Consider the following 25,158-nt stretch of genomic DNA (forward strand, 5'->3'; position numbering starts at 1 on the left):
GATGAACGTATTAACTTACTGCGTACTGACTGTTCGAGCGACCTGAATCATGCGCATCAGTTTCAGCTCGGTCATGGAGGGTTTTACACGTTTTGATTCCCACTCATGGACCAAGGCCACACTGACGCCCATCTCTCGGGCGAAATCATCAATTTTTAACCCTGTCCCTTTGCGTAATCGCTCAAATTCAGTAAAGGGATTCGTCTTTTGGGACGGGGTAACGGTCTGCGATAAATCTTTAAAAACAATTTGTTCCAGGCTGCTTAACAGCTCAAGCATAGGATCTTTAGATTCCATTAAGAACTCCTCTTAAATCACACAGCGGGATCGTGAACATCAGAGAGCCAATTAAGGATAGCCTCAAAAGAGTGCAAAAGATTGTCACGTCTGTGATTAATCGTGCGGTAACGATCGCCTTATTCGTTTCAGCAAAAGAGAGCGTGACGCTAATTGCCTGATTAATCGAAACAGGCTTTGCGCAGTATTTTTTTGTAAATCGTAAGAAATAAACCGGCAATAGCCGTTTTGCATGAAAAGAGTATCCTGACGGCCTGACCTGGACTATCCTAATCAGCGTCGGGCACGCGTGTGCCGGTGTGCGTTTTTTGGGTGAAAGGAGTATTAAAATGGCGACAGGAAAGTCCTGCTCTCGCTGGTTTGCGCCTATTGCGGCGTTGTTGATGGTAGTTAGCCTGAGTGGGTGTTTCGATAAAGAAGGCGATCAGCGTAAAGCGTTTATCGATTTTCTACAAAATACCGTGATGCGCAGTGGCGAGCATCTGCCGACGCTGACTGCGGATCAGAAAAAACAGTTTGGTCCCTTCGTTTCCGATTACGCCATCCTTTATGGTTATTCACAGCAGGTGAATCAGGCGATGGATTCCGGTTTGCGTCCGGTTGTGGACAGCGTTAACGCAATCCGCGTTCCACAGGACTATATGACTCAGCGTGAACCGCTGCGCCAGTCTAATGGTGCGCTCGGCGTGCTGAGCCAGCAGCTGCAGAATGCGAAAATGCAGGCTGATGCGGCGCGTTCTGCGCTGAAACAGGGTGAAGATCTGAAACCTGTGTTTGATCAGGTGTATGAGAAAGTTGTCACCAAACCTTCAGATGCAATGCAGCCGCTGATCCCAGCCGCGCAGATCTTTAGCCAGCAGCTGGTGCAGGTGGGTGATTTTATCTCCCAGCAGGGGACGCAGGTGAGCTTTGTCTCTAACGGCATTCAGTTCCCAACGTCTCAACAAGCCAGCCAGTACAACACGCTGATTGGGCCGCTTGCCTCTCAGCACCAGGCCTTTAGCCAGGCGTGGAGCGCGGCAGTCACCGCGACGGAATAAACGAAAACCCCGCCTGGTGCGGGGTTTTTTACAAGCTGATAAAAATAATGCTTGTCATTCATCTACCACATCGGTATAACTATTCCTGTCGGTTTGTTACACAGACCTAAAGCAGTTTAGTTAAGTAGTCCAGATGAGTTATCCAAAGATACCTTCGTAGTGACCCTTCCTTCATCGCTTAAAAATCTGTAACACATTCCATCATCGCGCCGGAAGGCAAAACGTATTTTAAAAAGGTAATTTCTATGTCTGGTAAAATGACTGGTCTGGTAAAATGGTTCAACGCTGATAAAGGCTTCGGCTTCATCACTCCTGACGATGGCTCTAAAGATGTATTCGTACACTTCTCTGCTATCCAGAACGAAGGCTACAAATCTTTGGACGAAGGTCAGAAAGTTTCCTTCACCATCGAAAGCGGCGCTAAAGGCCCAGCAGCTGGTAACGTTGTAAGCCTGTAAGCTTCCAACTCAGCAGCACAAGAATTTAAAAACCCGCCTCTGGCGGGTTTTTTTCGTTTCAGGCTTTGTGATTATTTTACCTGCGGGTTCACGCAGTTCTTCTCAACTTTCCCGTTAAGCGCATCGATCAGGTTATCCACCGCCGTGGACGCCATATTGTATCGCGTCTCATGAGTGGCCGAACCGATATGCGGCAGCGCAACCACGTTTGGTAATGTCAGCAGCGGCGAATCAATCGGCAGCGGCTCCTGCTCGAACACATCCAGACCCGCCGCGTGGATCTCACCCTGTTGCAAGGCTTCAATCAACGCCTTCTCATCCACCACTGGCCCACGGCCTGCGTTGATGAAAATGGCCGTTTTTTTCATTTTCTCAAACTCAGCTTTACCGATCAGATGATGTGTCTCATCCGTCAGCGGCAGGATCAGGCAGACATAATCCGCTTCCTGTAGCAGCGTATCCAACTCACAGTAACGGCCATTGAAACGCTCGTCAGCTTCTTTATGCTGACGGCGTGCATTGTAGAGAATCGGCATGTTAAAGCCGAAATGCGCGCGCTGAGCCAGCGCCAGCCCGATCCGGCCCATGCCGACAATCCCCAGCGTTTTGCCGTGAACGTCCACACCAAACCAGTCGGGACCGATGCTTTTAGTCCATTCGCCTGCTTTCACGCGCTCAGCCACTTCGACTACGCGACGCGCAGTGCTCAGCACCAGCGCCATTAGCGTATCCGCAACCGTCTCGGTGAGTGCGGTTGGCGTGTGCATCAGCAGAACATTGCGTGCGTTAAGCGCCTCGACGTCAAAGTTGTCGTAGCCGACAGAGATCGTCGAAGTCGCACGAAGCTTCGGCATTTTCTCCAGCAATGCGCTATCCACTTTTTCGCTTGAGCCCAGCAGCCCCTCCGCGCTGGCAAAGGCTTCCGCGTGCTGCGCCACGGTCTCCTGGCTCAGGTTTTTCACCTGCGTGACGGTGAAATGTTCCTCAAGACGTTTGTGTAGATCGTCGGGCAGTGCTTTATACAAAATGACGGACGGCTTCATGCTAATCTCCGTTGATTTTAAAAGGTTCAGGCGTGACGTGCGCCAGCAGGAATTTGTTGATTATTAGCAGGCTTAACAATCAAAGTAAGCCACACAGACGCGAAAAGTGCCACCCCCATAAATATGTACGAGGCTGCCGGGCTGCCGGTGGCGCCGTTGAGATAGCCAACAAACCACGAGCCGAAGAACGAACCTAACGCTCCCATGCTGTTGATCAGTGCCATCGCGCCACCGGCTACGTTACGCGGCAGCATTTCCGGGATGATGGCAAAGAACGGACCGTACGGCGCGTACATGGCCGCGCCAGCGATCACCAGCAGCGTGTAAGAGACCCAGAAGTGGTTTGCGCCTACCGCCCATGAACCGATAAAGGCGAACGCGGCAATCAACAGCAGCGGCCAAACGAATAATTTACGATTTTGCAGCTTATCCGAGGCCCATGACACCACGATCATCGCGATCGTTGCCGCCAGATACGGTACCGACGACAGCCAGCCCACTTCCACCATGCCGAGGTTTTCGCCGCCGCTGCGAATAATCGACGGCAGCCATAGCACAAAACCGTACACCCCGATGCTCCATGTGAAATATTGCATACACAGCAGGATAACGTTGCGCGAACGGAAAGCTTCACCGTAGTTACGCACCGCTTTCAGCCCCTGCTGTTCTTTATCCAGCTCGGCCTGCAGCGCGGCTTTTTCACTGGTGGAAAGCCAGGTCGCCTGCGACGGTTTATCTTTCACCAGCACCCACCAGCAGAATGCCCAGATGATCGCCGGGAATCCTTCGATGATGAACATGTGACGCCAGCCGAATGACTGAATCAGATAACCCGAAACCACGGACATCCACAGGACCGTCACCGGGTTACCGAGGATCAGGAACGTATTGGCGCGTGAGCGTTCGGATTTGGTAAACCAGTTGCTGATGTAAATCAGCATTGCAGGCATCACGGCGGCTTCAACGACCCCGAGAATAAAGCGAATGGCGGCCAGTGCGGGGATATTATTGACCATCCCCGTGAGGGATGCGCAGGCGCCCCACAAAATCAGGCAGACAAAGATCAGTTTGCGCACGCTACGGCGCTCGGCGTAAATCGCTCCAGGGATCTGGAAGAAGAAATAGCCAAGGAAGAACAGGGCACCTAACAGGGACGAGACGCCTTTGGTGATCCCCAAATCTTCGGTGATCCCTGCGGCAGACGCGAAACTGAAGTTCGCGCGATCAAGGTACGCCAGGCTGTACGTGATAAACACGATAGGCATGATGTACCACCAGCGTTTAACTGCATTGGTCGATGTGTTCATGGGCTTGCCTCTGTTGTTGAGGTTTATACCGCCGTTGTCTGTAGGGTACACGGTGGCTGATTATTGTTACTCGGACAGTTGTGCGCGGGTCGGTAATCCTTCGCTGTCGCCTTGCACCTGAATGGCCAGCGATCCGATCTTATTCCCGCGTGCGACGGCCTGTTGTAGCGTTTTGCCTTCCAGCAGGGCGCTAATCACCCCGACTGCGAATCCATCTCCTGCGCCGACGGTGTCGACAACGTTATCGACTTTCACCGCAGCGACAGCACCTTTCTCGCCGCTGGCGGTTTTGAACCATGCTCCGTCAGCGCCTGTTTTCAGCACCACGGCCTGCACGCCGTGCGCCAGATAAAAATCGGCGATACCTTCCGGGGTTTTCTGCCCGGTGAGGATCATGCCCTCTTTAAGACCGGGCAGAACCCAGTTTGCCTGGAAGGCCAGGTGATTGAGCTTTTCAACCATCTCGGCTTCGCTTTTCCACAGCACCGGGCGTAGGTTCGGATCGAAAGAGATCGTCTTACCCTGAGCTTTAAGGGTACTCGCCGCGTGATCGAGCAGATCGTACGAGCTGGCCGACAGCGCCGCTGCGACGCCACTCAAATGCAGATGCCGCGCTGAAGAAAAGTAAGCAGGATGAAAATCTTGCGTGGAAAGATGGCTGGCGGCAGAGCCTTTGCGGAAATACTCCACAATGGGATCGGTTCCATTTTCGACTTTAGATTTAAGCTGAAAGCCGGTCGCGAAACGGTTGTCGAGAGTGACGCCCGCCGCGTCGATCCTCTCTTTTTTCAGCGAATCCAACACAAAGTGGCCAAAACTGTCGTCGCCCACGCGGCTGACCCAGCCAACGTTGAGTCCCAGGCGCGCCAGGCCGGTTGCTACGTTCAGCTCTGCGCCGGCAACGCGTTTGATAAAGTGTTCAACCGAGCGCAGCTCGCCCGTTTCCGTGGCCACAAACATGGCCATGGCTTCACCGATGGTGATGACGTCCAGAGAATCAGACATGGCGTGTCTCCTCACGCAGCAGATTGACGTAATGGCGGGTGACCGCCGCTAAATCTGGCCCTTCCAGCGGGAATTCAATGCCGCGAGGGGCGTCGGCCGGAAGCTGGTTCAGCAGATCCATCCAGCGGGCATCGGCGTTATCCGGTGGGATAGCGCGGAAGTGTTGGTGATGCGGGACAGCGGCTTTGACATGGATATAGCTCACCGCCGGGGCCAGATGGCGCGCGGCTTCTTCCGGCGATTCGCCGACCCACAGCCAGTTTCCGGTATCGAAGGTGAGGGTGACAGGCAGTTCCATCACCCGGCAGGCCGCCTTGAAACGCTGCATTGGCGCAAGCTGCCCGCAGTCGGTCTGATCATTTTCCACTACCAGCATCATTCCGCTTTCCAGCAGCAGTTCGCGTAAGGCTACAAGGGGCTGTTTATCGCGGAAATGACCCAGCGAGACCTTCAGCCACAGGGCATTGAGGGTGCTGGCTTCTGCGAGATAGCGCCGCAGTTCCGGGTTTAGTGTGCCGTCTGGCATCAATAACGCGGCGGGGGCGGAGTAACAGGCGAACAAACCGAGCAGTTCGATAGACTGAGCCAATGTCGGCAACGCCTGTAGCTCCTCATCATTAAACAGCTCCCGGCGGATCTCGACGCCGTCGGCTCCCCCGGCGGCAATGACCGGTAATATGGCCCGCTGGCCGCCCACCTGACGGACGTGATCTGCGCCATACGCGGCGGTGACGACGATGATTTTCCTGCCCATTGGCTGACTCCCATTCATAGCTGATAGGTATTACGCTAGATGGAACCGGTTCCAAAGAAAAGGTCAGGATGTTGAATTTATGATCGTCATCACGAAGGGGGGTTAACGCGACGTCGAGCCGCGTACGATCAGCTCACCGGAAAAGACCTGCTCGCGCACGGTGTCGGTAATGCCTTCGATGCGGCGCACCACCTGCTCGACGGCGGCGTAGCCAATTTGCCAGGTCGGCTGTTTGAGGGTAGTAATACCAACCCCTGCCAGCTCGGCCCATTCGAGTTCGTCGAATCCGAGCAGGCCAATATCGCTGCCCCAATTCAGGCCAATACGTTTGAGGGATCGGGCCACCTGCAGCGTGAGCGCGCCGTTGGCGGAAATGACCGCTTTGCGCATCCCGCGATGACGGGTATGGAACTGGCGCAGGGTATTATCCATTTGATCGGCTTCGTGCAGCGGAATTTCGGCATTCTCGGCGATCACGCCAGGATAACGCGCCAGGGTGGCGCGAAATGCGCTGAGACGGTCGCGACGGGTATTCACCATGCCCAACGGCTCGCTCATGAACAAAATCGCTTCGAAACCTTGCTCGATCAGGTGCTCTGTTGCCGTTGTGGCGGCCTGAGTGTTGTCCAGTCCTACCACGTCGCAGGCGAATTCCGGGATTTTGCGATCAATCAGCACCATCGGCAGGGACGACTGTTGCAGGCGGTTAAGCCCCTCTTCGCGCATCCCCACGGCATTGACCACGATGCCTTCGACCTGATAGCTGCGCAGCAGGTCAAGGTAGTGCAGCTCCTGGTCCACTTCGTTGTTGGTGTTACACACCAGCGGGGTGAAGCCCTTTTCGCGGCACGCGGCTTCGATGCCACTGAGCACGTTGACGGAGTAGGGGTTGGTAATGTCGGCGATGATCAGACCGATGAGGCGAGTGCGACCATGCTTCAGGCCGCGAGCCATCAGGCTTGGGCGGTAATCCAGTTCGGCGATGGCTTGTTCAATACGGGCCAGCAGCGCGTCGGAAAGCAGATGTTTCTCGCCATTAAGATAGCGCGAAATACTGGTTTTTCCGGTTTTGGCGGCTTTCGCCACGTCACTGATGGTGGGCCGTGCTGATTTGCTCATCGCTGATTCCCTTAAGATTAGTGAGAACACCTTAGCGGGAAAATCAACGATGGCAAGCGCTTCATGCCGGATGGCGCAGCCGCCACCCGGCATTTCAATTACTGAATGGGGCTTAATGTGATCTCAACGCGGCGGTTCTGCGCTTTGCCTTCTGCCGTGCTGTTGCTGGCGATTGGATTCGCTGGGCCCATGCCGCTGGTGCGGATGCGGTTTGCGGCAACGCCCTGAGTGATCAGCGAGCTGGCGACGGAATCCGCGCGCTGCTGAGACAGACGCATGTTCAGGTCCTGGCTCCCGGTGCTGTCGGTGTAGCCAATAACGTTAACGGCTGTTTTGCTGTACTCTTTGAGCACCGTTGCCACGCCGGTCAGCGTGTTGGCTCCCGCCGGTTTCAGCGTTGCGCTGCTGCTGTCGAAGGTCACGTTGTTTGGCATGTTCAGAATGATGTTGTCGCCACTTCGCGTCACGCTCACGCCCGTTCCCTGCATTTTGTCGCGCAGTTTAGCTTCTTGCACATCCATGTAATATCCTACGCCGCCGCCCAATGCGGCACCCGCTGCAGCCCCGATCAGCGCGCCTTTGCCGCGATCTTTCTTCGAGGAAGAGAGTGCGCCAACGCCTGCGCCGACCAATGAGCCAATACCCGCGCCAATGCCGGATTTGCCCGCTTCACGTTCGCCGGTGTAAGGGTTGGTTGTGCAGCCAGAAACCGCCAGTGCTCCACTGACCAGAGCCGCAATGACAAGTACGCGTTTATTCATCTTATTTCCTTAATCCTTTTTATTCTTTGCCACGAAGCGTGTGGCGGTTGATTATGACGCCCTAAGAGGAAGAAAATTCCAGGGCTAACTCTGAAATTTGTGTCCAAATCTTAAATAGCCTCAAAGAAGGCCGTCACACCTGCAACAGACAAACCCAGGAGCGCACGCTTGACCACTTCAATAAAAACGATTCTGACCGCCGCCCACTGGGGCCCGATGCTGGTTGAAACCGATGGCGAGAATGTCCTGTCCTCGCGCGGGGCGCTGCCAACGCAGCACCCTAATTCGTTACAAACTGTGGTGCGCGATCAGGTGCACAGCAAAACCCGCGTGCGCTGGCCGATGGTGCGTAAGGGTTTTCTGGCCTCGCCGGATAATCCGCAGGGTACGCGCGGGCAGGATGAGTTCGTTCGGGTTAGCTGGGATGATGCGCTGGCGTTGATCCATACGCAGCACAAACGTATTCGTGAGACCCATGGCCCGGCGTCTATATTTGCGGGTTCTTATGGCTGGCGTTCGAACGGTGTGCTGCACAAAGCGGCGACGCTCCTGCAGCGCTATATGAGCCTGGCGGGGGGATACACCGGGCATCTCGGTGACTACTCAACCGGTGCGGCGCAGGCGATCATGCCGTACGTTGTCGGCGGTAATGAAGTTTATCAGCAGCAGACCAGCTGGCCGCTGGTGCTGGAGCACACGGATGTGGTGGTGCTGTGGAGCGCCAATCCGCTCAACACGCTCAAAATCGCGTGGAACGCGAGCGATGAGCAGGGGATTCCCTATTTCGATGCGCTGCGTAAAAGCGGTAAACGCCTGATCTGTATTGACCCTATGCGCTCCGAAACCGTCGATTTCTTCGGCGATAGCGTCGAGTGGCTGGCCCCGCACATGGGGACCGACGTCGCGATGATGCTGGGTATCGCCCATACGCTGGTGGAAAACGGCTGGCACGACCAGGCGTTTCTCGCCCGCTGCACAACCGGGTATGACAAATTCGCTGACTACCTGACGGGCAAAACCGACGGGATCGCCAAAACCGCCGAGTGGGCGGCGGACATTTGCGGCATTGATGCGGCGAAAATCCGCGAACTGGCGGCACTGTTCCACGAAAATACCACTATGCTGATGTCCGGCTGGGGAATGCAGCGCCAGCAGTTTGGCGAGCAAAAACACTGGATGCTGGTGACTCTTGCGGCGATGCTGGGTCAGATTGGTACGCCGGGCGGCGGCTTTGGTTTGTCGTATCACTTTGCTAACGGCGGAAACCCGACCCGTCGCGCTGCGGTTCTGGCCTCGATGCAGGGTTCCGTGCAGGACGGGATTGATGCGGTAGATAAAATCCCGGTGGCGCGCATCGTCGAAGCGCTGGAAAATCCTGGTGGTTTCTACCAGCATAACGGCCTGGACCGCCACTTCCCGGATATCCGTTTTGTCTGGTGGGCGGGCGGCGCAAACTTCACCCATCATCAGGATACCAACCGACTGATCCGCGCCTGGCAAAAGCCGGAGCTGGTGGTGATCTCCGAATGCTTCTGGACGGCGGCAGCCAAACACGCCGATATCGTTCTGCCAGCGACCACCTCCTTTGAGCGTAACGATCTCACCATGACCGGCGACTACAGTAATCAGCACATGGTGCCGATGAAGCGCGTCGTTGCGCCGCGCGATGAAGCCCGGGATGACTTTGAGGTGTTTGCGGAGCTGAGCGAACGCTGGGAAGAGGGCGGTCGTGAGCATTTCACCGAAGGGAAATCCGATCTCGAGTGGCTTGAGACGTTTTATCAGATTGCCGCGCAGCGCGGTGCTGCTCAAGGTGTAACATTGCCGCCGTTTGCCCAGTTCTGGGAAGCGAATGAGATCGTCGAAATGCCGGAGAGTGAGCAGAACGCACAGTTTGTTCGCTTCGCGGACTTCCGCCGCGACCCACAATCTCATCCGCTGAAAACCGAAAGCGGCAAAATTGAGATCTACTCGCAACGTATCGCCAGCTTTAACTATGCCGACTGCCCACCGCACCCGATGTGGCTGGAGCCGGACGAGTGGCACGGCAATGCGCAGCCTACACAGTTGCAGGTGCTCTCTGCGCACCCGGCGCACCGTCTGCACAGCCAGCTGAACTATTCGTCCCTGCGCGAACAGTACGCCGTGGCCGGACGCGAGCCAATCACGCTGCATACCCTTGATGCGAAAGCGCGCGGAATTGCCAATGGCGATGTTGTGCGCGTCTGGAACGCTCGCGGGCAGGTGCTGGCCGGGGCGGTGGTGAGTGAGGGCATTAAACCGGGCGTGATTTGTATCCACCAGGGGGCGTGGCCGGATCTGGAACTCACGGCAGGCGGGATTTGCAAAAACGGCGCGGTGAACGTGCTCACCAAAGATCTCCCCAGCTCGAAGCTGGGGAACGGGTGCGCGGGGAACACGGCGCTGGCGTGGGTGGAGAAATATCAGGGCCCTGAGCTGACGCTTACGGCGTTTGATCCGCCTGCCAGCTCATAATCCACGTCGGGTGTTGAGTCTCTTCCTGCCAGGCGCTGTCTTCAATGCGAAAACCCTGAGCATGGTAGAAATTCACCGCCCGACTGTTTTTCTGGTAAACCTCGAGGCTGAGATAGGGGAACTGCTGCTGCACGTGGTGGATCAGCGCGTGGCCGATCCCTCTCCCCGCATGAGCGGTGGCGACAAAGAGCGCGCCGATAAACTGCGACTCCATCACGCTGATAAAACCACGCACCTCGCCTTTCTCTTCCCATATCCAGGTTTCTGCACCGGGGAGATAGGTGTCGCGTACCAGAGGTTCACTCTCTATCCAGTATTGCGCGTCGATAAACGGGTGCGCCTCGGTGGTGCTTTCAAGCCATAAACTGAGCAGCGGCGCAGTGTTTTCACTTTGCCATTTGCGAATCATGTTGGCCTCCTGGGTGGCAAAAACAGGCCGTGATGTGATCGTTCACCAGACCGCAGGCCTGCATAAATGAGTAGCAAATCGTGGTGCCAACAAATTTGAAACCACGCTTTTTCAGTGCCTTAGACAGGGCATCGGAGGCGGACGTGGAGGTCGGGATTTCACCCATCGTCGCGGCCTGTGTCACCTGCGGCGTGTGGTCGACAAACGACCAGACAAAATCGGAGAAAGGCTCGCCGTTTTCGGCCATCGCCAGGTACGCTTTTGCGTTGCCAATAATGGCCTGAATTTTCCCGCGATGCCGGATAATACTGGCATCCAGCACCAGCCGTTCGACGTCTTCCTCAGTCATGGCGGCCACCGCAACGGGATCGAACTGATGGAAGGCGTTACGATAATTTTCCCGTTTTTTTAGCACCGTAATCCACGATAAACCCGCCTGCTGGCCTTCCAGGCAGATCATCTCAAAGAGCTTTTTACCGTCGGTCTCCGGGACGCCCCATTCTTTATCGTGATAGTCGATATAGAGCTGATCCTGGCTTACCCATCCGCAACGTTGCATTGGTTTTCATCCTTAATGATTTAACCCGTAAAAAAATCAACCCACCTGGCTTGACGTGTGCCTCAAAAAGACAATATTTAATTAAGGGCTTTGCCCTCATACCTCTTTCTAACAATGACAAATATCGCCGAATTCGGCTCTTTCTGGAGTCGCTTTGATGATGATAAAAATAATCAGTGGTCGCCATGCTGTTACTGGCCTGGCGGGAGTCTCTGTCTGTTTGTTTTTTTGTAGCACAGCTTACGCCTGGCAACAGGAATATATCGTTTCGGATGCGCAAAATAATACGACCGAACGCTATACATGGGACGCCGATCACCAACCGCGTTATGACGATATTCTCGCGGAGCGTATTCGTTCTTCCCAGAACGTTCCGGGGCTGGCGTTGAACATGCCGGAAAATTATCCTGCGGAATCTGACAGTACCCTGTCGCTGAGCCTGACGATTCCGGTGACGCAGAAGGTGACCACGGGGCCGGTTGCCGCGTGGCATTACGACGGTTCGTCGCCCATGGCGTACACCGAATACGGTGACAATGGCAGCCAGTCGCTTACCGACCCGCTGTGGCATGCCAGCGTGAGTACGCTCGGCTGGCGCGTCGACACGCGTGTGGGCGGTCTTCGGCCATGGGCGCAGATTAGCTACAACCAGCAGTTTGGCGATAATCAGTGGAAGCCGCAGTCGGGGATGAGCCGCCTGCCGGCCTCCATGCAGTACGATAACTGGATGGATGTGACCGTGGGTGCCGACGTGCTGCTTTACCCGCATATGGCCGCGTACGCCTCTTTGTCTCAGGCGGATAACACCATGACCGGCGCGGATTATTTATATACCCTGGGTGTGAGCGCCAGATTTTAATATTGTTATTTAATTCAACCTTGCTGTAACATCTTAAATACAAGAATGGCCGTGCTTGTGGCGATAGCGGGCACTAACAAACTCGTTATCCTTCGCCCGGCAAGGTCATTCATTCCTGATTCCAGGCATTTCATTCCGTCTCCACTGCATTTCATGCCGTTTTCCCCCAGGCCTTTTGAGGTTTTGTTTATCGTTGTCTGCAGCGAATTCCTTTAATTTCTCTTGCAGGACAACTGCCATGAACACATCAACATACAACCGCACTCGTTGGCTGACCCTATTTGGCACCATCGTGACGCAATTTGCGTTGGGATCGGTTTATACCTGGAGCCTGTTTAACAGCGCGCTCTCTGACAAACTCGGCGCGCCGGTGAGCCAGGTGGCGTTCTCATTCGGCTTGCTGAGCCTTGGGCTGGCGTTGTCCTCGTCCATCGCCGGGAAATTGCAGGAACGTTTTGGCGTGAAACGCGTGACCATGGCCTCGGGCATCCTGCTGGGCGTCGGCTTTTTCCTGACGGCGCACTCCAGCAACCTGATGATGCTCTGGCTGAGCGCCGGGGTGCTGGTGGGGCTTGCAGATGGCGCGGGCTACCTGCTGACACTGTCGAACTGCGTGAAGTGGTTCCCGGAGCGTAAAGGCTTAATCTCAGCTTTCTCCATTGGCTCTTATGGTCTGGGTAGTCTCGGGTTTAAATTTATCGATTCGCACCTGCTTGCCTCCGTGGGCCTGGAAAAGACCTTTATGATCTGGGGCGCTATCGTGCTGGTGATGATTCTGTTCGGCGCGACGCTGATGAAAGATGCCCCGATGCAGGAAGTGAAAACCGTTAACGGCGTAGTGGAAAATGACTTCACGCTGGCGCAGTCCATGCGTAAACCACAGTACTGGATGCTGGCGGTTATGTTCCTGACGGCCTGCATGAGCGGTCTGTATGTGATTGGCGTGGCGAAAGATATCGCTCAGGGAATGGTGAAACTGGATGCGATGACTGCGGCGAATGCGGTAACCGTGATTTCCATTGCCAACCTGTCTGGTCGTCTGGTTCTGGGTATTCTCTCCGACAAAATCGCCCGTATCCGTGTGATTACGCTGGGGCAGGTGATCTCCCTGGTGGGTATGGCGGCCCTGCTGTTTGCGCCCCTGAATGAGATGACCTTCTTCGCGGCGATTGCCTGCGTGGCCTTCAATTTTGGCGGCACCATTACCGTGTTCCCGTCACTGGTGAGCGAGTTCTTTGGCCTGAATAATCTGGCGAAGAATTATGGGGTGATTTACTTAGGTTTCGGTATCGGCAGCATCTGCGGGTCCCTCATCGCCTCGCTGTTCGGCGGCTTCTATGTCACCTTCTGCGTCATCTTCGCCCTGCTGATTATCTCACTGGCGCTCTCCACTACGATTCGCCAGCCGCAGCGGCAGGTATTTAACGAAGCGCATGCGTGATGACTGACTGAAAAGGCTGGATTTTCCGGCCTTTTCTTTTATCAACATGCTGAGCGTTCTTTGACCCAATCTGCTTTCGAACTTGATTTTTTGTAAATATCTACTGCAATCACACTCTCTGCTGCCACTTTTTCCTGTCACTGTGGTCTACTTACCACGCTTTAGACGTTTCTGATAACGATCCCCTGAGCGAATATCTACTCTGTTCACTTTTACAGCTAAAAGTGGATGGCGTGACTGTCCCTTTTTTCGGGTAGCCTGCATGAAATACATTAAATCGATGACGCAACAAAAGCTGAGCTTTTTGCTGGCGTTGTACATCGGCCTGTTTATGAATGGCGCTGTTTTTTTCCGTCGGTTTGACGGGTTCGCGCAAGACTTTACCGCCTGGAAAGGAATCGCAGCGGTTGTTGAGTTGGTTGGTACCGTTCTGGTTACCTTTTTCTTATTACGTCTCCTCTCACTGTTTGGACGCCGCATCTGGCGCGTTCTGGCATCTCTGGTGGTGCTCTGCTCGGCAGGTGCCAGCTATTACATGACTTTTATGAACGTGGTTATTGGCTACGGCATTATTGCCTCAGTCATGACGACGGATATCGATCTCTCGAAAGAGGTGGTCGGCCTGCACTTTATCCTGTGGCTGGTGGGCGTCAGTGCGCTGCCGCTGCTGCTCATCTGGAGTAACCGCTGCCGCTATACCCTGCTGCGTCAGATGCGCACGCCAGGGCAACGCGTCCGAAGCGTCGCGGTGGTACTGCTGGCGGGGCTGATGGTCTGGGGCCCGATTCGTCTGCTTGAAGTGAAGCAGAAGAGTGACGAACGTACTTCTGGCGTGGATTTGCCGAGCTACGGCGGCGTGGTGGCGAACTCCTATCTGCCCTCTAACTGGATTTCCGCACTGGGCCTGTACGCCTGGGCGCAGGTGGATGAGTCTTCCGATAATAAATCTCTGCTCAATCCGGCGAAGCAGTTCACCTACGAAGCGCCTAAAGATATCGACGATACCTATGTGGTCTTTATCATCGGTGAAACGACGCGCTGGGATCATATGGGGATTTTAGGCTACGACCGCGATACCACGCCGAAACTGGCGCAGGAGAAGAACCTGATCGCTTATCGGGGCTACTCATGTGATACGGCGACCAAGCTGTCGCTGCGCTGCATGTTTGTTCGCGAGGGCGGGGCGGATGACAATCCGCAGCGTACCCTGAAAGAGCAGAACGTCTTCTCGGTGCTGCATCAGCTTGGATTCAGTTCTGATCTCTACGCGATGCAGAGCGAGATGTGGTTCTACAGCAACACGATGGCGCAGAACATTGCCTATCGTGAGCAGATCGGCGCTGAGCCGCGTAACCGCGGGAAGAGCGTTGACGATATGCTGCTGATCGATGAGATGAAAGGCTCGCTGAGCAACAATCAGGATGGGAAGCATATGATCATCCTGCATACCAAAGGTTCGCACTTTAACTACACCCAGCGTTACCCGCGCAGCTTTGCCAAATGGACGCCGGAGTGTGTGGGCGTAGACAAAGACTGCACCAAAGAGCAGCTGATTAACTCTTACGATAACTCGGTGATGTATGTGGATCACTTTATCGAGAGCGTGATTGACCAGGTACGCGACAAGAAAGCGATTGTTTTCTATGCCGCCGACCACGGTGAGTCGATCAACGAGTATGAGCACTTGCACGGCACGCCGCGCAAGATGGCGCCACCGGAGCAGTTCCGCGTGCCGATGATGGTATGGATGTCGGATAAATATCTGGAAAACCCGGATAAAGAGAAGATGTTCCAGCACCTGAAACAGCAGGCTGAGATGAAGGTGCCTCGCCGTCACGTTGAGCTGTATGACACCATCATGGGTTGTCTCGGCTATACCTCGCCAGACGGCGGAATTAATGAGAATAACAACTGGTGCCATGTCCCTGATGGCCCGGCGAAAGCCACTAAGTAACCGAGCTGGCGAGTTTCTCGCCAGTCGAATGGCTTTTTGAAGATAAGGGATTGACGAGGGCGCACCCCAGCAGTAAGATGCGCTCCGCATTCGGCGAGTAGCGCAGCTTGGTAGCGCAACTGGTTTGGGACCAGTGGGTCGGAGGTTCGAATCCTCTCTCGCCGACCACATTTAAAAAAGGGCTAACCGCAAGGTTGGCCCTTTTTGCATTATGGACTTATCCACGCCAACTCTCCAAAACGCTCCTTATCCCCGCTTTACCCTGTCTGTTAACGATTTTGTGACATAATCCATTGTATTTTTTTATATATGGATTGATCTTTTTTCGCGTTGCTTATGGATAACCTCAGCATTTTCCGCTGTGCGTTTTAACGTTCGCGGCATTTACTGCTCAGATAATCACCATTCTGTAAGAAAATTTACGCGATCTGAATAAATGTTAATCACTGATTGTTGCGAAATATGAAGAGATTTGTGCTGCAAGATGGCGAGTAGCATAAATTTCCCTGCTGAAAATAGGTCACTAAAGTTTTTTTAATCTTTGTTTGCCGTTTCTCACCCTCAACGTAAATCCCCGTCACCTGTATTGACGTTTTCACATTCTGTTGACAGATTGTAGGGCACGAGGGGCATTTCAGGGAGGATCTGCGCTGCAACTCCGACGCTCTTCTGAAAGGAATCTCCATCCCTTATCACGCCTTCGGGCATCACCGACCGGACCGGGTAAAAAATAAATAAAGGTCAGGCGGCGTAACACAACAAAGCAAAACATCACATTGGAGCAGAATAATGAGTATTTCCTTGAAGAAGTCAGGGATGCTGAAGCTTGGTCTGAGCCTGGTCGCTCTCACCGTCGCGGCAAGCGTGCAGGCAAAAACCCTGGTTTACTGTTCTGAAGGCTCGCCGGAAGGCTTTAACCCACAGCTGTTCACCTCTGGTACAACCTACGACGCTAGCTCTGTACCTATCTATAACCGTCTGGTTGAATTCAAAATCGGTACCACGGAAGTTATTCCGGGTCTGGCTGAGAAGTGGGAAATCAGCGAAGACGGCAAAACCTATACCTTCCACTTACGCCAGGGCGTGAAGTGGCAGGACAATAAAGATTTCAAACCAACGCGTGAACTGACTGCGGATGACGTTGTGTTCTCCTTCGACCGTCAGAAAAACGCACAGAACCCGTACCATAAAGTTTCTGGCGGCAGCTACGAATACTTCGAAGGGATGGGTCTGCCGGACCTGATCACCGAAGTGAAAAAAGTGGACGACAAAACCGTTCAGTTCGTTCTGAGCCGTCCTGAAGCGCCATTCCTGGCTGACCTGGCTATGGACTTCGCCTCTATTCTGTCAAAAGAGTATGCGGACAACATGCTGAAAGCAGGCACCCCGGAAAAAGTGGATCTGAACCCAATCGGTACCGGTCCATTCCAGCTGCAGCAGTACCAGAAAGACTCCCGTATTCTGTACAAAGCATTCGAAGGTTACTGGGGTACCAAGCCGCAGATCGATCGTCTGGTCTTCTCCATCACGCCTGACGCGTCCGTGCGTTATGCGAAACTGCAGAAAAACGAGTGCCAGGTGATGCCGTACCCGAACCCGGCTGATATTGCTCGCATGAAGCAGGACAAAAATATCAACCTGCTGGAGCAGGCAGGCCTGAACGTGGGTTACCTCTCCTTCAACACCGAGAAGAAACCGTTTGATGACGTGAAAGTGCGTCAGGCGCTGACTTACGCGGTAAACAAAGAAGCGATCATTAAAGCGGTTTATCAGGGTGCAGGTATTGCTGCCAAGAACCTGATCCCACCAACCATGTGGGGCTACAACGACGACGTTAAAGACTACACCTACGATCCTGAGAAAGCGAAAGCGCTGCTGAAAGAAGCGGGCCAGGATAAAGGCTTTACCGTTGAGCTGTGGGCAATGCCTGTTCAGCGTCCGTACAACCCGAACGCTCGCCGTATGGCTGAGATGGTTCAGGCTGACTGGGCTAAGGTAGGCGTTCAGGCCAAGATCGTCACTTATGAGTGGGGCGAGTACCTGAAGCGTGCTAAAGCTGGCGAACACCAGGCTGTGATGATGGGCTGGACCGGGGACAATGGGGATCCGGACAACTTCTTCGCTACCCTGTTCAGCTGCGCGGCTGCGAAAGATGGTTCTAACTACTCTCGCTGGTGCTACAAGCCGTTTGAAGATCTGATTCAGCCGGCGCGCGCAACGGACGACCACAACAAGCGTATTGAACTCTACAAACAGGCTCAGGTAGTGATGCATGACCAGGCTCCGGCGCTGATCGTGGCTCACTCCACCGTTTACGAGCCAGTGCGTAAAGAAGTCAAAGGCTATGTGGTTGATCCGCTGGGCAAACACCACTTCGAAAACGTCTCTGTTGAATAATTAAAAGCGTCAGGGGTGCATGAGCACCCCGTGCCGGCGGCGCTGTGCGAGCGCGGACCTACAGCGGTAGGCCGGGTCAGCGCAGCGCCATCCGGCAGCAGTGCTTTATTCCCTCTTCGCGGAGGGAATAAGATTTGTGAGCAATACAGACGTCACCGCCTGCGGGCAGTACGTCATTAGAGAGAATCCGGGATATGTTGCAGTTCATCCTCCGACGTCTGGGACTTGTCATCCCCACGTTTATCGGTATCACCCTTCTCACTTTTGCCTTCGTCCATATGATCCCCGGCGACCCGGTAATGATTATGGCGGGTGAGCGTGGTATCTCCCCTGAACGCCATGCGCAGCTGCTGGCCGAACTCGGCCTCGATAAGCCGATGTGGCAGCAGTATCTCCATTACATTTGGGGCGTCCTGCACGGTGATTTAGGGATTTCGCTGAAAAGCCGTCTTCCGGTGTGGGACGAGTTTGTGCCGCGTTTTAAAGCGACGCTGGAACTCGGTATCTGCGCCATGATTTTTGCCGTTGCTGTCGGTATCCCCGTTGGTGTCCTGGCTGCCGTTAAGCGCGGTTCAATCTTCGATCACACCGCGGTTGGCCTGGCGCTGACCGGTTACTCCATGCCTATCTTCTGGTGGGGCATGATGCTGATCATGCTGGTCTCCGTGCAACTCAACCTGACGCCGGTCTCCGGAAGGGTGAGCGACATGGTGTTCCTTGATGATTCCAACCCGCTTACCGGCTTTATGCTGATTGATACGGCCATCTGGGGCGAAGAGGGCAACTTCATTGATGCGCTGGCGCATATGATCCTGCCTGCGATGGTGCTTGGGACCATTCCTCTGGCGGTAATTGTACGTATGACGCGCTCGTCGATGCTGGAAGTGCTGGGAGAGGATTACATCCGTACCGCCCGCGCCAAAGGTCTGACCCGTATGCGCGTCATCATCGTCCATGCGTTGCGTAATGCGATGCTGCCTGTCGTGACGGTGATCGGCTTGCAGGTGGGGACATTGCTGGCCGGGGCGATCCTGACCGAAACCATCTTCTCCTGGCCGGGCCTGGGACGTTGGCTGATCGATGCGCTGCAACGCCGTGACTATCCGGTTGTGCAGGGCGGTGTGCTGCTGGTGGCGACGATGATCATCCTCGTCAACCTGCTGGTCGATTTGCTGTACGGCGTGGTGAACCCGCGTATTCGTCATAAGAAGTAAGGGGCCATCATGTCACAAGTTACTCAAAATAAAGCTGTTGCTGCCCCGGTGCCAATGACGCCGATGCAGGAGTTCTGGCATTACTTCAAACGCAACAAAGGCGCCGTGGTCGGGCTGGTGTATGTCACCATCATGATCATTATCGCCGTGTTTGCGAATGTGCTGGCGCCGTACAACCCGGCGGATCAGTTCCGCGACGTGCTGCTGGCTCCGCCAGCCTGGCAGGATGGCGGGACCTTCGCCCATCTGCTCGGCACGGATGACGTGGGCCGCGATGTGCTATCGCGTCTGATGTACGGTGCGCGTCTGTCGCTGCTGGTAGGGTGCCTGGTGGTGGTACTGTCGCTGATCCTCGGGGTTATCCTCGGACTGGTTGCCGGCTATTTCGGTGGTCTGATCGACAACATCATTATGCGTGTGGTCGACATCATGCTGGCCCTGCCAAGCCTGCTGTTGGCGCTGGTCCTTGTGGCGGTGTTTGGGCCGTCGATAGGTAACGCGGCGCTGGCCCTGACGTTCGTGGCACTCCCTCACTACGTGCGATTAACACGTGCGGCGGTGCTGGTGGAAGTGAACCGCGATTATGTCACCGCTTCACGTGTGGCAGGCGCGGGCGCGCTGCGCCAGATGTTTGTCAATATTCTCCCGAACTGCCTTGCGCCGCTGATCGTTCAGGCGTCGCTCGGTTTCTCTAACGCCATTCTCGATATGGCTGCTCTTGGCTTCCTTGGCATGGGTGCGCAACCGCCAACACCGGAGTGGGGCACGATGCTCGCCGATGTGTTGCAGTTCGCGCAAAGCGCATGGTGGGTCGTGACCTTCCCGGGTCTGGCGATTCTGCTGACGGTGCTGGCATTTAACCTGATGGGTGATGGTCTGCGTGATGCACTTGATCCCAAACTGAAGCAGTAAGAGGCACGAGATGGCGTTATTAAATGTAGATAAATTATCGGTGCACTTCGGTGACGTGGGCTCCGAGTTTCGTGCCGTAGACCGTATCAGCTACAGCGTGAATCAGGGTGAAGTGGTTGGCATTGTGGGTGAGTCTGGCTCGGGTAAATCTGTTAGCTCACTGGCGATCATGGGTCTGATTGATTACCCAGGCCGCGTGATGGCAGAAAGTCTGGAGTTCAACGGCCAGGATCTGAAGCGCATCTCCGAGAAGCAGCGCCGCCAGCTGGTGGGCGCTGAAGTGGCGATGATCTTCCAGGACCCAATGACCAGCCTGAACCCGTGCTATACCGTCGGTTTCCAGATTATGGAAGCGATCAAAGTGCATCAGGGTGGGAATAAGAAAACCCGTCGCCAGCGCGCGATCGACCTGCTCACGCAGGTGGGGATTCCCGATCCGGCATCACGTCTGGATGTTTATCCGCACCAGCTGTCTGGTGGGATGAGCCAGCGCGTGATGATCGCTATGGCGATTGCCTGTCGACCGAAGCTGCTGATTGCGGATGAACCGACCACGGCGCTGGACGTGACCATTCAGGCGCAGATCATCGAGCTGCTGCTAGAACTGCAGCAGAAAGAGAACATGGCGCTGGTGCTGATTACCCACGATCTGGCGCTGGTGGCTGAAGCCGCTCACAAAATTATCGTGATGTATGCCGGACAAGTCGTGGAGGCCGGAAGTTCGCACGATATTTTCCGTGCGCCGCGTCACCCGTATACCCAGGCGCTGCTGCGTGCGCTGCCGGAGTTTGCTCAGGATAAAGCGCGTCTGGCGTCGTTGCCGGGCGTCGTCCCGGGTAAATATGACCGCCCGACGGGCTGTCTGTTGAATCCGCGCTGCCCGTATGCGACAGATAAGTGTCGTGCTGAAGAGCCAGAACTGAACACCCTCCCAGGTGGTCGTCAGTCTAAATGTCACTACCCACTTGATGATGCCGGGAGGCCAACACTATGAGTACGCAAGAGGCCGCCAAACAACAGCCGCTGTTGCAGGCCATCGATCTGAAAAAACACTATCCGGTGAAGAAGGGGATTTTCGCCCCGGAACGCCTGGTGAAAGCGCTGGATGGGGTGTCGTTCACCCTGGAACGCGGCAAAACGCTGGCTGTGGTCGGTGAATCCGGCTGTGGTAAATCCACGCTGGGTCGTCTGCTAACGATGATTGAAACCCCGACTGGCGGCGAGCTGTACTATCAGGGCCAGGATCTGCTCAAGCACGATCCCCAGGCACAGAAGCTGCGCCGTCAGAAAATTCAGATTGTGTTCCAGAACCCGTACGGTTCTCTGAACCCGCGTAAAAAAGTGGGACAGATTCTGGAAGAGCCGCTGCAAATTAACAGCGATCTCAACAAAGAGCAGCGCCGTGAAAAAGCGCTGGCGATGATGGCGAAAGTGGGTCTTAAAACCGAGCACTACGATCGCTATCCGCACATGTTCTCTGGCGGTCAGCGTCAGCGTATCGCTATCGCGCGTGGTCTGATGCTGGACCCGGACGTGGTGATTGCCGACGAACCGGTCTCTGCGCTCGACGTGTCCGTGCGCGCGCAGGTGCTGAACCTGATGATGGATTTGCAGCAAGATCTGGGGCTGTCGTATGTGTTTATCTCCCACGACCTGTCCGTGGTGGAGCACATTGCTGATGAAGTGATGGTGATGTATCTGGGGCGCTGCGTGGAGAAGGGGACCAAAGACCAGATCTTTAATAATCCTCGTCATCCATATACGCAAGCGCTGCTGTCGGCCACGCCGCGTCTGAATCCGGACGATCGCCGTGAGCGTATTAAGCTGACGGGCGAGCTGCCAAGCCCGCTGAATCCACCGCCGGGTTGTGCGTTCAACGCTCGCTGCCGTCGCCGCTTTGGTCCTTGTACTCAGTTACAGCCGCAGTTGAAAGACTACGGTGGTCAACTGGTGGCCTGCTTTGCGGTCGATCAGGATGAAAACGGTGAGAAACCGCACGCATAATGCGTAAACAAAAAAACCGGCGATTATCGCCGGTTTTTTTATATCTGCGAATTCACTATTTGCGCAGGCGAATCTGGTCTACGGCGTGGTTTTCACTTTTCGTGAGGATCAGGCTCGCACGCTCGCGCGTCGGCAGAATGTTCTCTTTCAGGTTCACGTAGTTAATCTCATTCCAGAGCGATGTCGCCACGTTGACCGCTTCCTCTTCAGAAAGCTGGGCGTAGTTATGGAAGTAAGAGTCAGGGTCGGTAAACGCCCCTTCACGGAACTTCAGGAAACGATTGATATACCAGTTTTGCAGCAAATCTTCCGGCGCATCGACATATATAGAGAAGTCGACGAAGTCGGAGACAAACACATGATGTGGGTCGTGCGGGTAATCCATGCCGCTTTGCAGCACGTTCAGCCCTTCGAGGATCAGAATATCCGGTTGCGCCACCGTTTTATCGCCATCTGGGATGCGGTCGTAAATCAGATGGGAATAGACCGGCGCCGTGACGTTTGGTGCGCCAGATTTCAGATCTGAAACGAATTTCACCAGGCGGTGCATATCGTATGAAAGAGGAAAGCCTTTCTTCTTCATCAGGCCGCGCTCTTTCAGCACCTCGTTCGGATGCAGGAAACCGTCTGTGGTGATCAGCTCAACGCTGCGGTGTTCAGGCCAGCGGCTCAACAGCGCTTGAAGAACACGCGCAGTGGTACTTTTACCGACCGCCACGCTGCCCGCGATGCTGATGATATAAGGAATACGCTGGCCGTTAGTGCCAAGGAACTGCTCCAGTACCGCCTGACGACGCAGGTTGGAGCTTATATAGAAGTTAAGCAAGCGGGACAGTGGCAGATAGATCTCTGCAACCTCCTCCAGCGACAGGTCTTCGTTGATCCCCTTTAACCGCGCAATTTCCCCTTCCGTTAAGGTCATGGGGACGGAGTCACGCAGAGCGGCCCACTGGCTGCGGTTAAACTGAAGATAGGGTGTCATTAACGATTGCTCTTTTTTGCTCATAAGCGTGTTCAGTGAACCCTTTATCTGCGCGGCAACGCGTTCGTGGCGGCAGCGGTTCATCACTTAGTAGTTAAATTTGGACAATGGGCAGGAGGTTAACACCAGATGGCGGGAATAATAAGAAAAAATATAGACAAGTGATGCTTTACGCGGAGGGCATCACGATACGCTATAGGTGGGTTATTTGCGGTGCTTATGCTGAATATTTGAACGGCAATGAACGAAATATCAGCGTTTTTCCCTTCTGGTGCACAAAATCTGAGCGAAAGAACATTTTATGCAATTTTTTAGTTGCATGACTGCTCATGCCCCCATAGAATGCGCGCTACTTGATGCCGACTTAGCTCAGTAGGTAGAGCAACTGACTTGTAATCAGTAGGTCACCAGTTCGATTCCGGTAGTCGGCACCATCAAGTCCGGTGGGGTTCCCGAGCGGCCAAAGGGAGCAGACTGTAAATCTGCCGTCACAGACTTCGAAGGTTCGAATCCTTCCCCCACCACCACTTTCTGGCAGCGTTATCGCCGCCTGAGCTGGCTAAAACATTAATCAGCTCAAAACATAAAAAGAGAGAAATCTCTTTTTTGTTACAGAAAGAACTGGGTAGCCGAGTTTCAGGATGCGGGCATCGTATAATGGCTATTACCTCAGCCTTCCAAGCTGATGATGCGGGTTCGATTCCCGCTGCCCGCTCCAAGACGTGCTGATATGGCTCAGTTGGTAGAGCGCACCCTTGGTAAGGGTGAGGTCCCCAGTTCGACTCTGGGTATCAGCACCACTTCACTTCTCCTCCCTGTTTCTCTCTGTTAACCTTTAAAAAGCATTCAACAGTTCAGGCATATTGCCTGGTTGATGTGGTGATATCACCGATTTATCCGTGTCTTAGAGGGACAATCGATGTCTAAAGAAAAGTTTGAACGTACAAAACCGCACGTTAACGTCGGTACTATCGGCCACGTTGACCATGGTAAAACAACGCTGACCGCTGCAATCACTACCGTTCTGGCTAAAACCTACGGTGGTTCTGCTCGTGCATTCGATCAGATCGATAACGCACCAGAAGAAAAAGCTCGTGGTATCACCATCAACACTTCCCACGTTGAATATGACACCCCGACTCGCCACTACGCACACGTAGACTGCCCGGGCCACGCCGACTATGTTAAAAACATGATCACCGGTGCTGCTCAGATGGATGGCGCAATCCTGGTTGTTGCTGCGACTGACGGCCCTATGCCTCAGACTCGTGAGCACATCCTGCTGGGTCGTCAGGTTGGCGTTCCTTACATCATCGTGTTCCTGAACAAATGTGACATGGTTGATGACGAAGAGCTGCTGGAACTGGTTGAAATGGAAGTTCGTGAACTTCTGTCCCAGTACGACTTCCCAGGTGATGATACTCCAATCATCCGTGGTTCTGCTCTGAAAGCGCTGGAAGGCGAAGCAGAGTGGGAAGCTAAAATCGTTGAGCTGGCTGGCTTCCTGGATTCTTACATCCCAGAACCAGAGCGTGCGATTGACAAGCCGTTCCTGCTGCCTATCGAAGACGTATTCTCCATCTCCGGCCGTGGTACTGTTGTTACCGGTCGTGTAGAGCGCGGTATCGTTAAAGTTGGCGAAGAAGTTGAAATCGTTGGTATCAAAGAGACTGCTAAGTCTACCTGTACTGGCGTTGAAATGTTCCGCAAACTGCTGGACGAAGGCCGTGCTGGTGAGAACGTTGGTGTTCTGCTGCGTGGTATCAAACGTGAAGAAATCGAACGTGGTCAGGTACTGGCTAAGCCAGGCTCTATCAAGCCGCACACCAAATTCGAATCTGAAGTTTACATCCTGTCCAAAGATGAAGGCGGCCGTCATACTCCGTTCTTCAAAGGCTACCGTCCACAGTTCTACTTCCGTACAACTGACGTGACCGGTACCATCGAACTGCCAGAAGGCGTAGAGATGGTAATGCCAGGCGACAACATCAAAATGGTTGTTACCCTGATCCACCCAATCGCGATGGATGACGGTCTGCGTTTCGCAATCCGTGAAGGCGGCCGTACTGTTGGTGCAGGCGTTGTTGCTAAAGTTCTCGGCTAATCGCTGATAACATTTGACGCAATGCGCAATAAAAGGGCATCAT

General features: G+C 54.4%; 22 protein-coding genes and 5 tRNA genes. 17 read left to right on the forward strand and 10 right to left on the reverse strand.

Annotated elements, in window-relative coordinates:
• Positions 1–15: 15 nt before the first annotated feature.
• Positions 16–297, reverse strand: coding sequence for an HTH-type transcriptional regulator (locus ACB496_RS00845; RefSeq protein ID WP_312155796.1), 282 nt, complete (start codon positions 295–297; stop codon positions 16–18).
• Positions 298–626: 329 nt separating this feature from the next.
• Here ACB496_RS00845 and ACB496_RS00850 point away from each other — a divergent pair, with 329 nt between their 5' ends.
• Positions 627–1,337, forward strand: a complete 711-nt coding sequence (locus ACB496_RS00850) for a DUF3053 domain-containing protein (RefSeq protein ID WP_100778130.1) — start codon at positions 627–629, stop codon at positions 1,335–1,337.
• A gap of 245 nt (positions 1,338–1,582) precedes the next feature.
• Entirely contained in the window at positions 1,583–1,795 is a 213-nt protein-coding gene (gene cspA / locus ACB496_RS00855) for an RNA chaperone/antiterminator CspA (RefSeq protein ID WP_006177792.1), read from the forward strand.
• A gap of 71 nt (positions 1,796–1,866) precedes the next feature.
• On the opposite strand, the gene ghrB is transcribed toward cspA, so the two are convergent.
• From ghrB to ACB496_RS00885, 6 genes are all read right to left on the reverse strand, one after another.
• Complete coding sequence (gene ghrB, locus ACB496_RS00860) at positions 1,867–2,838, reverse strand: glyoxylate/hydroxypyruvate reductase GhrB (protein ID WP_371974045.1); 972 nt, start codon at positions 2,836–2,838, stop codon at positions 1,867–1,869.
• A gap of 26 nt (positions 2,839–2,864) precedes the next feature.
• Positions 2,865–4,145: an MFS transporter gene (locus ACB496_RS00865; RefSeq protein ID WP_371974047.1), complete on the reverse strand. Its 1,281-nt coding sequence runs from the start codon at positions 4,143–4,145 to the stop codon at positions 2,865–2,867.
• A gap of 66 nt (positions 4,146–4,211) precedes the next feature.
• Positions 4,212–5,150 carry a sugar kinase gene (locus ACB496_RS00870; RefSeq protein ID WP_371974049.1) on the reverse strand — a complete coding sequence of 313 codons (939 nt, stop codon included), beginning with the start codon at positions 5,148–5,150 and terminating at the stop codon, positions 4,212–4,214.
• Complete coding sequence (locus ACB496_RS00875; RefSeq protein WP_371974051.1) at positions 5,143–5,904, reverse strand: sugar phosphate isomerase/epimerase family protein; 762 nt, start codon at positions 5,902–5,904, stop codon at positions 5,143–5,145. The genes ACB496_RS00870 and ACB496_RS00875 overlap by 8 nt, the downstream gene beginning before the upstream one ends.
• A gap of 102 nt (positions 5,905–6,006) precedes the next feature.
• Positions 6,007–7,023: a LacI family DNA-binding transcriptional regulator gene (locus ACB496_RS00880; protein WP_107702490.1), complete on the reverse strand. Its 1,017-nt coding sequence runs from the start codon at positions 7,021–7,023 to the stop codon at positions 6,007–6,009.
• Between the two features lie 98 nt (positions 7,024–7,121).
• On the reverse strand, positions 7,122–7,784 hold the full coding sequence (locus ACB496_RS00885) for an OmpA family lipoprotein (protein WP_100778124.1): 663 nt from the start codon (positions 7,782–7,784) through the stop codon (positions 7,122–7,124).
• Between the two features lie 216 nt (positions 7,785–8,000).
• On the opposite strand from ACB496_RS00885, the gene ACB496_RS00890 reads away from it, so the two are divergent.
• A complete protein-coding gene (locus ACB496_RS00890; protein WP_371975270.1) occupies positions 8,001–10,280 on the forward strand; it encodes a molybdopterin guanine dinucleotide-containing S/N-oxide reductase in 2,280 nt (759 codons plus the stop codon).
• Here ACB496_RS00890 and ACB496_RS00895 read toward each other — a convergent pair.
• Entirely contained in the window at positions 10,249–10,689 is a 441-nt protein-coding gene (locus tag ACB496_RS00895; RefSeq protein ID WP_371974053.1) for an N-acetyltransferase, read from the reverse strand. The two genes, ACB496_RS00890 and ACB496_RS00895, sit on opposite strands and share 32 nt — an antisense overlap.
• Positions 10,667–11,248, reverse strand: coding sequence for a DNA-3-methyladenine glycosylase I (tag, locus tag ACB496_RS00900; RefSeq protein ID WP_312155791.1), 582 nt, complete (start codon positions 11,246–11,248; stop codon positions 10,667–10,669). The genes ACB496_RS00895 and tag overlap by 23 nt, the downstream gene beginning before the upstream one ends.
• Positions 11,249–11,405: 157 nt before the next feature.
• Between tag and ACB496_RS00905 the strand changes: the two genes are divergently transcribed.
• The 9 genes from ACB496_RS00905 (at position 11,406) to dppF (ending at position 22,029) form a co-directional block, all read left to right on the forward strand.
• Positions 11,406–12,107, forward strand: coding sequence for an autotransporter domain-containing protein (locus tag ACB496_RS00905; RefSeq protein ID WP_371974055.1), 702 nt, complete (start codon positions 11,406–11,408; stop codon positions 12,105–12,107).
• A 238-nt stretch (positions 12,108–12,345) separates the two neighbouring features.
• Positions 12,346–13,548, forward strand: a complete 1,203-nt coding sequence (locus tag ACB496_RS00910; RefSeq protein ID WP_100778119.1) for an MFS transporter — start codon at positions 12,346–12,348, stop codon at positions 13,546–13,548.
• 262 nt (positions 13,549–13,810) lie between these two features.
• Entirely contained in the window at positions 13,811–15,502 is a 1,692-nt protein-coding gene (gene eptB, locus ACB496_RS00915; RefSeq protein ID WP_107702486.1) for a kdo(2)-lipid A phosphoethanolamine 7''-transferase, read from the forward strand.
• Between the two features lie 91 nt (positions 15,503–15,593).
• A tRNA-Pro gene (locus tag ACB496_RS00920) sits at positions 15,594–15,670 on the forward strand.
• A gap of 621 nt (positions 15,671–16,291) precedes the next feature.
• Complete coding sequence (dppA, locus tag ACB496_RS00925; protein ID WP_100778116.1) at positions 16,292–17,899, forward strand: dipeptide ABC transporter periplasmic-binding protein DppA; 1,608 nt, start codon at positions 16,292–16,294, stop codon at positions 17,897–17,899.
• Between the two features lie 194 nt (positions 17,900–18,093).
• Complete coding sequence (dppB, locus tag ACB496_RS00930) at positions 18,094–19,113, forward strand: dipeptide ABC transporter permease DppB (protein ID WP_100778115.1); 1,020 nt, start codon at positions 18,094–18,096, stop codon at positions 19,111–19,113.
• Positions 19,114–19,122: 9 nt separating this feature from the next.
• Positions 19,123–20,025, forward strand: a complete 903-nt coding sequence (gene dppC, locus ACB496_RS00935) for a dipeptide ABC transporter permease DppC (RefSeq protein ID WP_100778114.1) — start codon at positions 19,123–19,125, stop codon at positions 20,023–20,025.
• A gap of 10 nt (positions 20,026–20,035) precedes the next feature.
• On the forward strand, positions 20,036–21,019 hold the full coding sequence (gene dppD, locus ACB496_RS00940; protein ID WP_100778113.1) for a dipeptide ABC transporter ATP-binding protein: 984 nt from the start codon (positions 20,036–20,038) through the stop codon (positions 21,017–21,019).
• A complete protein-coding gene (gene dppF / locus ACB496_RS00945; RefSeq protein ID WP_100778112.1) occupies positions 21,016–22,029 on the forward strand; it encodes a dipeptide ABC transporter ATP-binding subunit DppF in 1,014 nt (337 codons plus the stop codon). Before dppD ends, dppF begins: the two co-directional genes overlap by 4 nt.
• A gap of 55 nt (positions 22,030–22,084) precedes the next feature.
• On the opposite strand, the gene coaA is transcribed toward dppF, so the two are convergent.
• On the reverse strand, positions 22,085–23,035 hold the full coding sequence (gene coaA / locus ACB496_RS00950) for a type I pantothenate kinase (protein WP_100778111.1): 951 nt from the start codon (positions 23,033–23,035) through the stop codon (positions 22,085–22,087).
• A 334-nt stretch (positions 23,036–23,369) separates the two neighbouring features.
• Here coaA and ACB496_RS00955 point away from each other — a divergent pair.
• The 5 genes from ACB496_RS00955 to tuf all read left to right on the forward strand — a co-directional run bounded on the left by ACB496_RS00955 (position 23,370) and on the right by tuf (position 25,115).
• Positions 23,370–23,445: transfer RNA gene (locus ACB496_RS00955), tRNA-Thr, on the forward strand.
• A gap of 8 nt (positions 23,446–23,453) precedes the next feature.
• Positions 23,454–23,538 (forward strand) — tRNA-Tyr (locus ACB496_RS00960).
• A 116-nt stretch (positions 23,539–23,654) separates the two neighbouring features.
• Positions 23,655–23,729 (forward strand) — tRNA-Gly (locus ACB496_RS00965).
• A gap of 6 nt (positions 23,730–23,735) precedes the next feature.
• Positions 23,736–23,811 (forward strand) — tRNA-Thr (locus ACB496_RS00970).
• 119 nt (positions 23,812–23,930) lie between these two features.
• Positions 23,931–25,115 (forward strand): elongation factor Tu, encoded by a 1,185-nt coding sequence (tuf, locus tag ACB496_RS00975; RefSeq protein ID WP_100778110.1) that lies wholly within the window; start codon positions 23,931–23,933, stop codon positions 25,113–25,115.
• Positions 25,116–25,158: the final 43 nt, after the last annotated feature.

Origin of the sequence: Lelliottia nimipressuralis, from assembly GCF_041464075.1 — a bacterium.
GTDB classification, from domain to species: domain Bacteria; phylum Pseudomonadota; class Gammaproteobacteria; order Enterobacterales; family Enterobacteriaceae; genus Enterobacter; species Enterobacter nimipressuralis.

Bases quoted from the DNA above. Each gene is read 5' to 3' on its own strand.
- ACB496_RS00845 (WP_312155796.1), bottom strand. From the start codon at position 297: ATGGAATCTAAAGATCCTATGCTTGAGCTGTTAAGCAGCCTGGAACAA.
- ACB496_RS00850 (WP_100778130.1), top strand. From the start codon at position 627: ATGGCGACAGGAAAGTCCTGCTCTCGCTGGTTTGCGCCTATTGCGGCG.
- cspA (WP_006177792.1), top strand. From the start codon at position 1,583: ATGTCTGGTAAAATGACTGGTCTGGTAAAATGGTTCAACGCTGATAAA.
- ghrB (WP_371974045.1), bottom strand. From the start codon at position 2,838: ATGAAGCCGTCCGTCATTTTGTATAAAGCACTGCCCGACGATCTACAC.
- ACB496_RS00865 (WP_371974047.1), bottom strand. From the start codon at position 4,145: ATGAACACATCGACCAATGCAGTTAAACGCTGGTGGTACATCATGCCT.
- ACB496_RS00870 (WP_371974049.1), bottom strand. From the start codon at position 5,150: ATGTCTGATTCTCTGGACGTCATCACCATCGGTGAAGCCATGGCCATG.
- ACB496_RS00875 (WP_371974051.1), bottom strand. From the start codon at position 5,904: ATGGGCAGGAAAATCATCGTCGTCACCGCCGCGTATGGCGCAGATCAC.
- ACB496_RS00880 (WP_107702490.1), bottom strand. From the start codon at position 7,023: ATGAGCAAATCAGCACGGCCCACCATCAGTGACGTGGCGAAAGCCGCC.
- ACB496_RS00885 (WP_100778124.1), bottom strand. From the start codon at position 7,784: ATGAATAAACGCGTACTTGTCATTGCGGCTCTGGTCAGTGGAGCACTG.
- ACB496_RS00890 (WP_371975270.1), top strand. From the start codon at position 8,001: ATGCTGGTTGAAACCGATGGCGAGAATGTCCTGTCCTCGCGCGGGGCG.
- ACB496_RS00895 (WP_371974053.1), bottom strand. From the start codon at position 10,689: ATGATTCGCAAATGGCAAAGTGAAAACACTGCGCCGCTGCTCAGTTTA.
- tag (WP_312155791.1), bottom strand. From the start codon at position 11,248: ATGCAACGTTGCGGATGGGTAAGCCAGGATCAGCTCTATATCGACTAT.
- ACB496_RS00905 (WP_371974055.1), top strand. From the start codon at position 11,406: ATGATGATAAAAATAATCAGTGGTCGCCATGCTGTTACTGGCCTGGCG.
- ACB496_RS00910 (WP_100778119.1), top strand. From the start codon at position 12,346: ATGAACACATCAACATACAACCGCACTCGTTGGCTGACCCTATTTGGC.
- eptB (WP_107702486.1), top strand. From the start codon at position 13,811: ATGAAATACATTAAATCGATGACGCAACAAAAGCTGAGCTTTTTGCTG.
- dppA (WP_100778116.1), top strand. From the start codon at position 16,292: ATGAGTATTTCCTTGAAGAAGTCAGGGATGCTGAAGCTTGGTCTGAGC.
- dppB (WP_100778115.1), top strand. From the start codon at position 18,094: ATGTTGCAGTTCATCCTCCGACGTCTGGGACTTGTCATCCCCACGTTT.
- dppC (WP_100778114.1), top strand. From the start codon at position 19,123: ATGTCACAAGTTACTCAAAATAAAGCTGTTGCTGCCCCGGTGCCAATG.
- dppD (WP_100778113.1), top strand. From the start codon at position 20,036: ATGGCGTTATTAAATGTAGATAAATTATCGGTGCACTTCGGTGACGTG.
- dppF (WP_100778112.1), top strand. From the start codon at position 21,016: ATGAGTACGCAAGAGGCCGCCAAACAACAGCCGCTGTTGCAGGCCATC.
- coaA (WP_100778111.1), bottom strand. From the start codon at position 23,035: ATGAGCAAAAAAGAGCAATCGTTAATGACACCCTATCTTCAGTTTAAC.
- tuf (WP_100778110.1), top strand. From the start codon at position 23,931: ATGTCTAAAGAAAAGTTTGAACGTACAAAACCGCACGTTAACGTCGGT.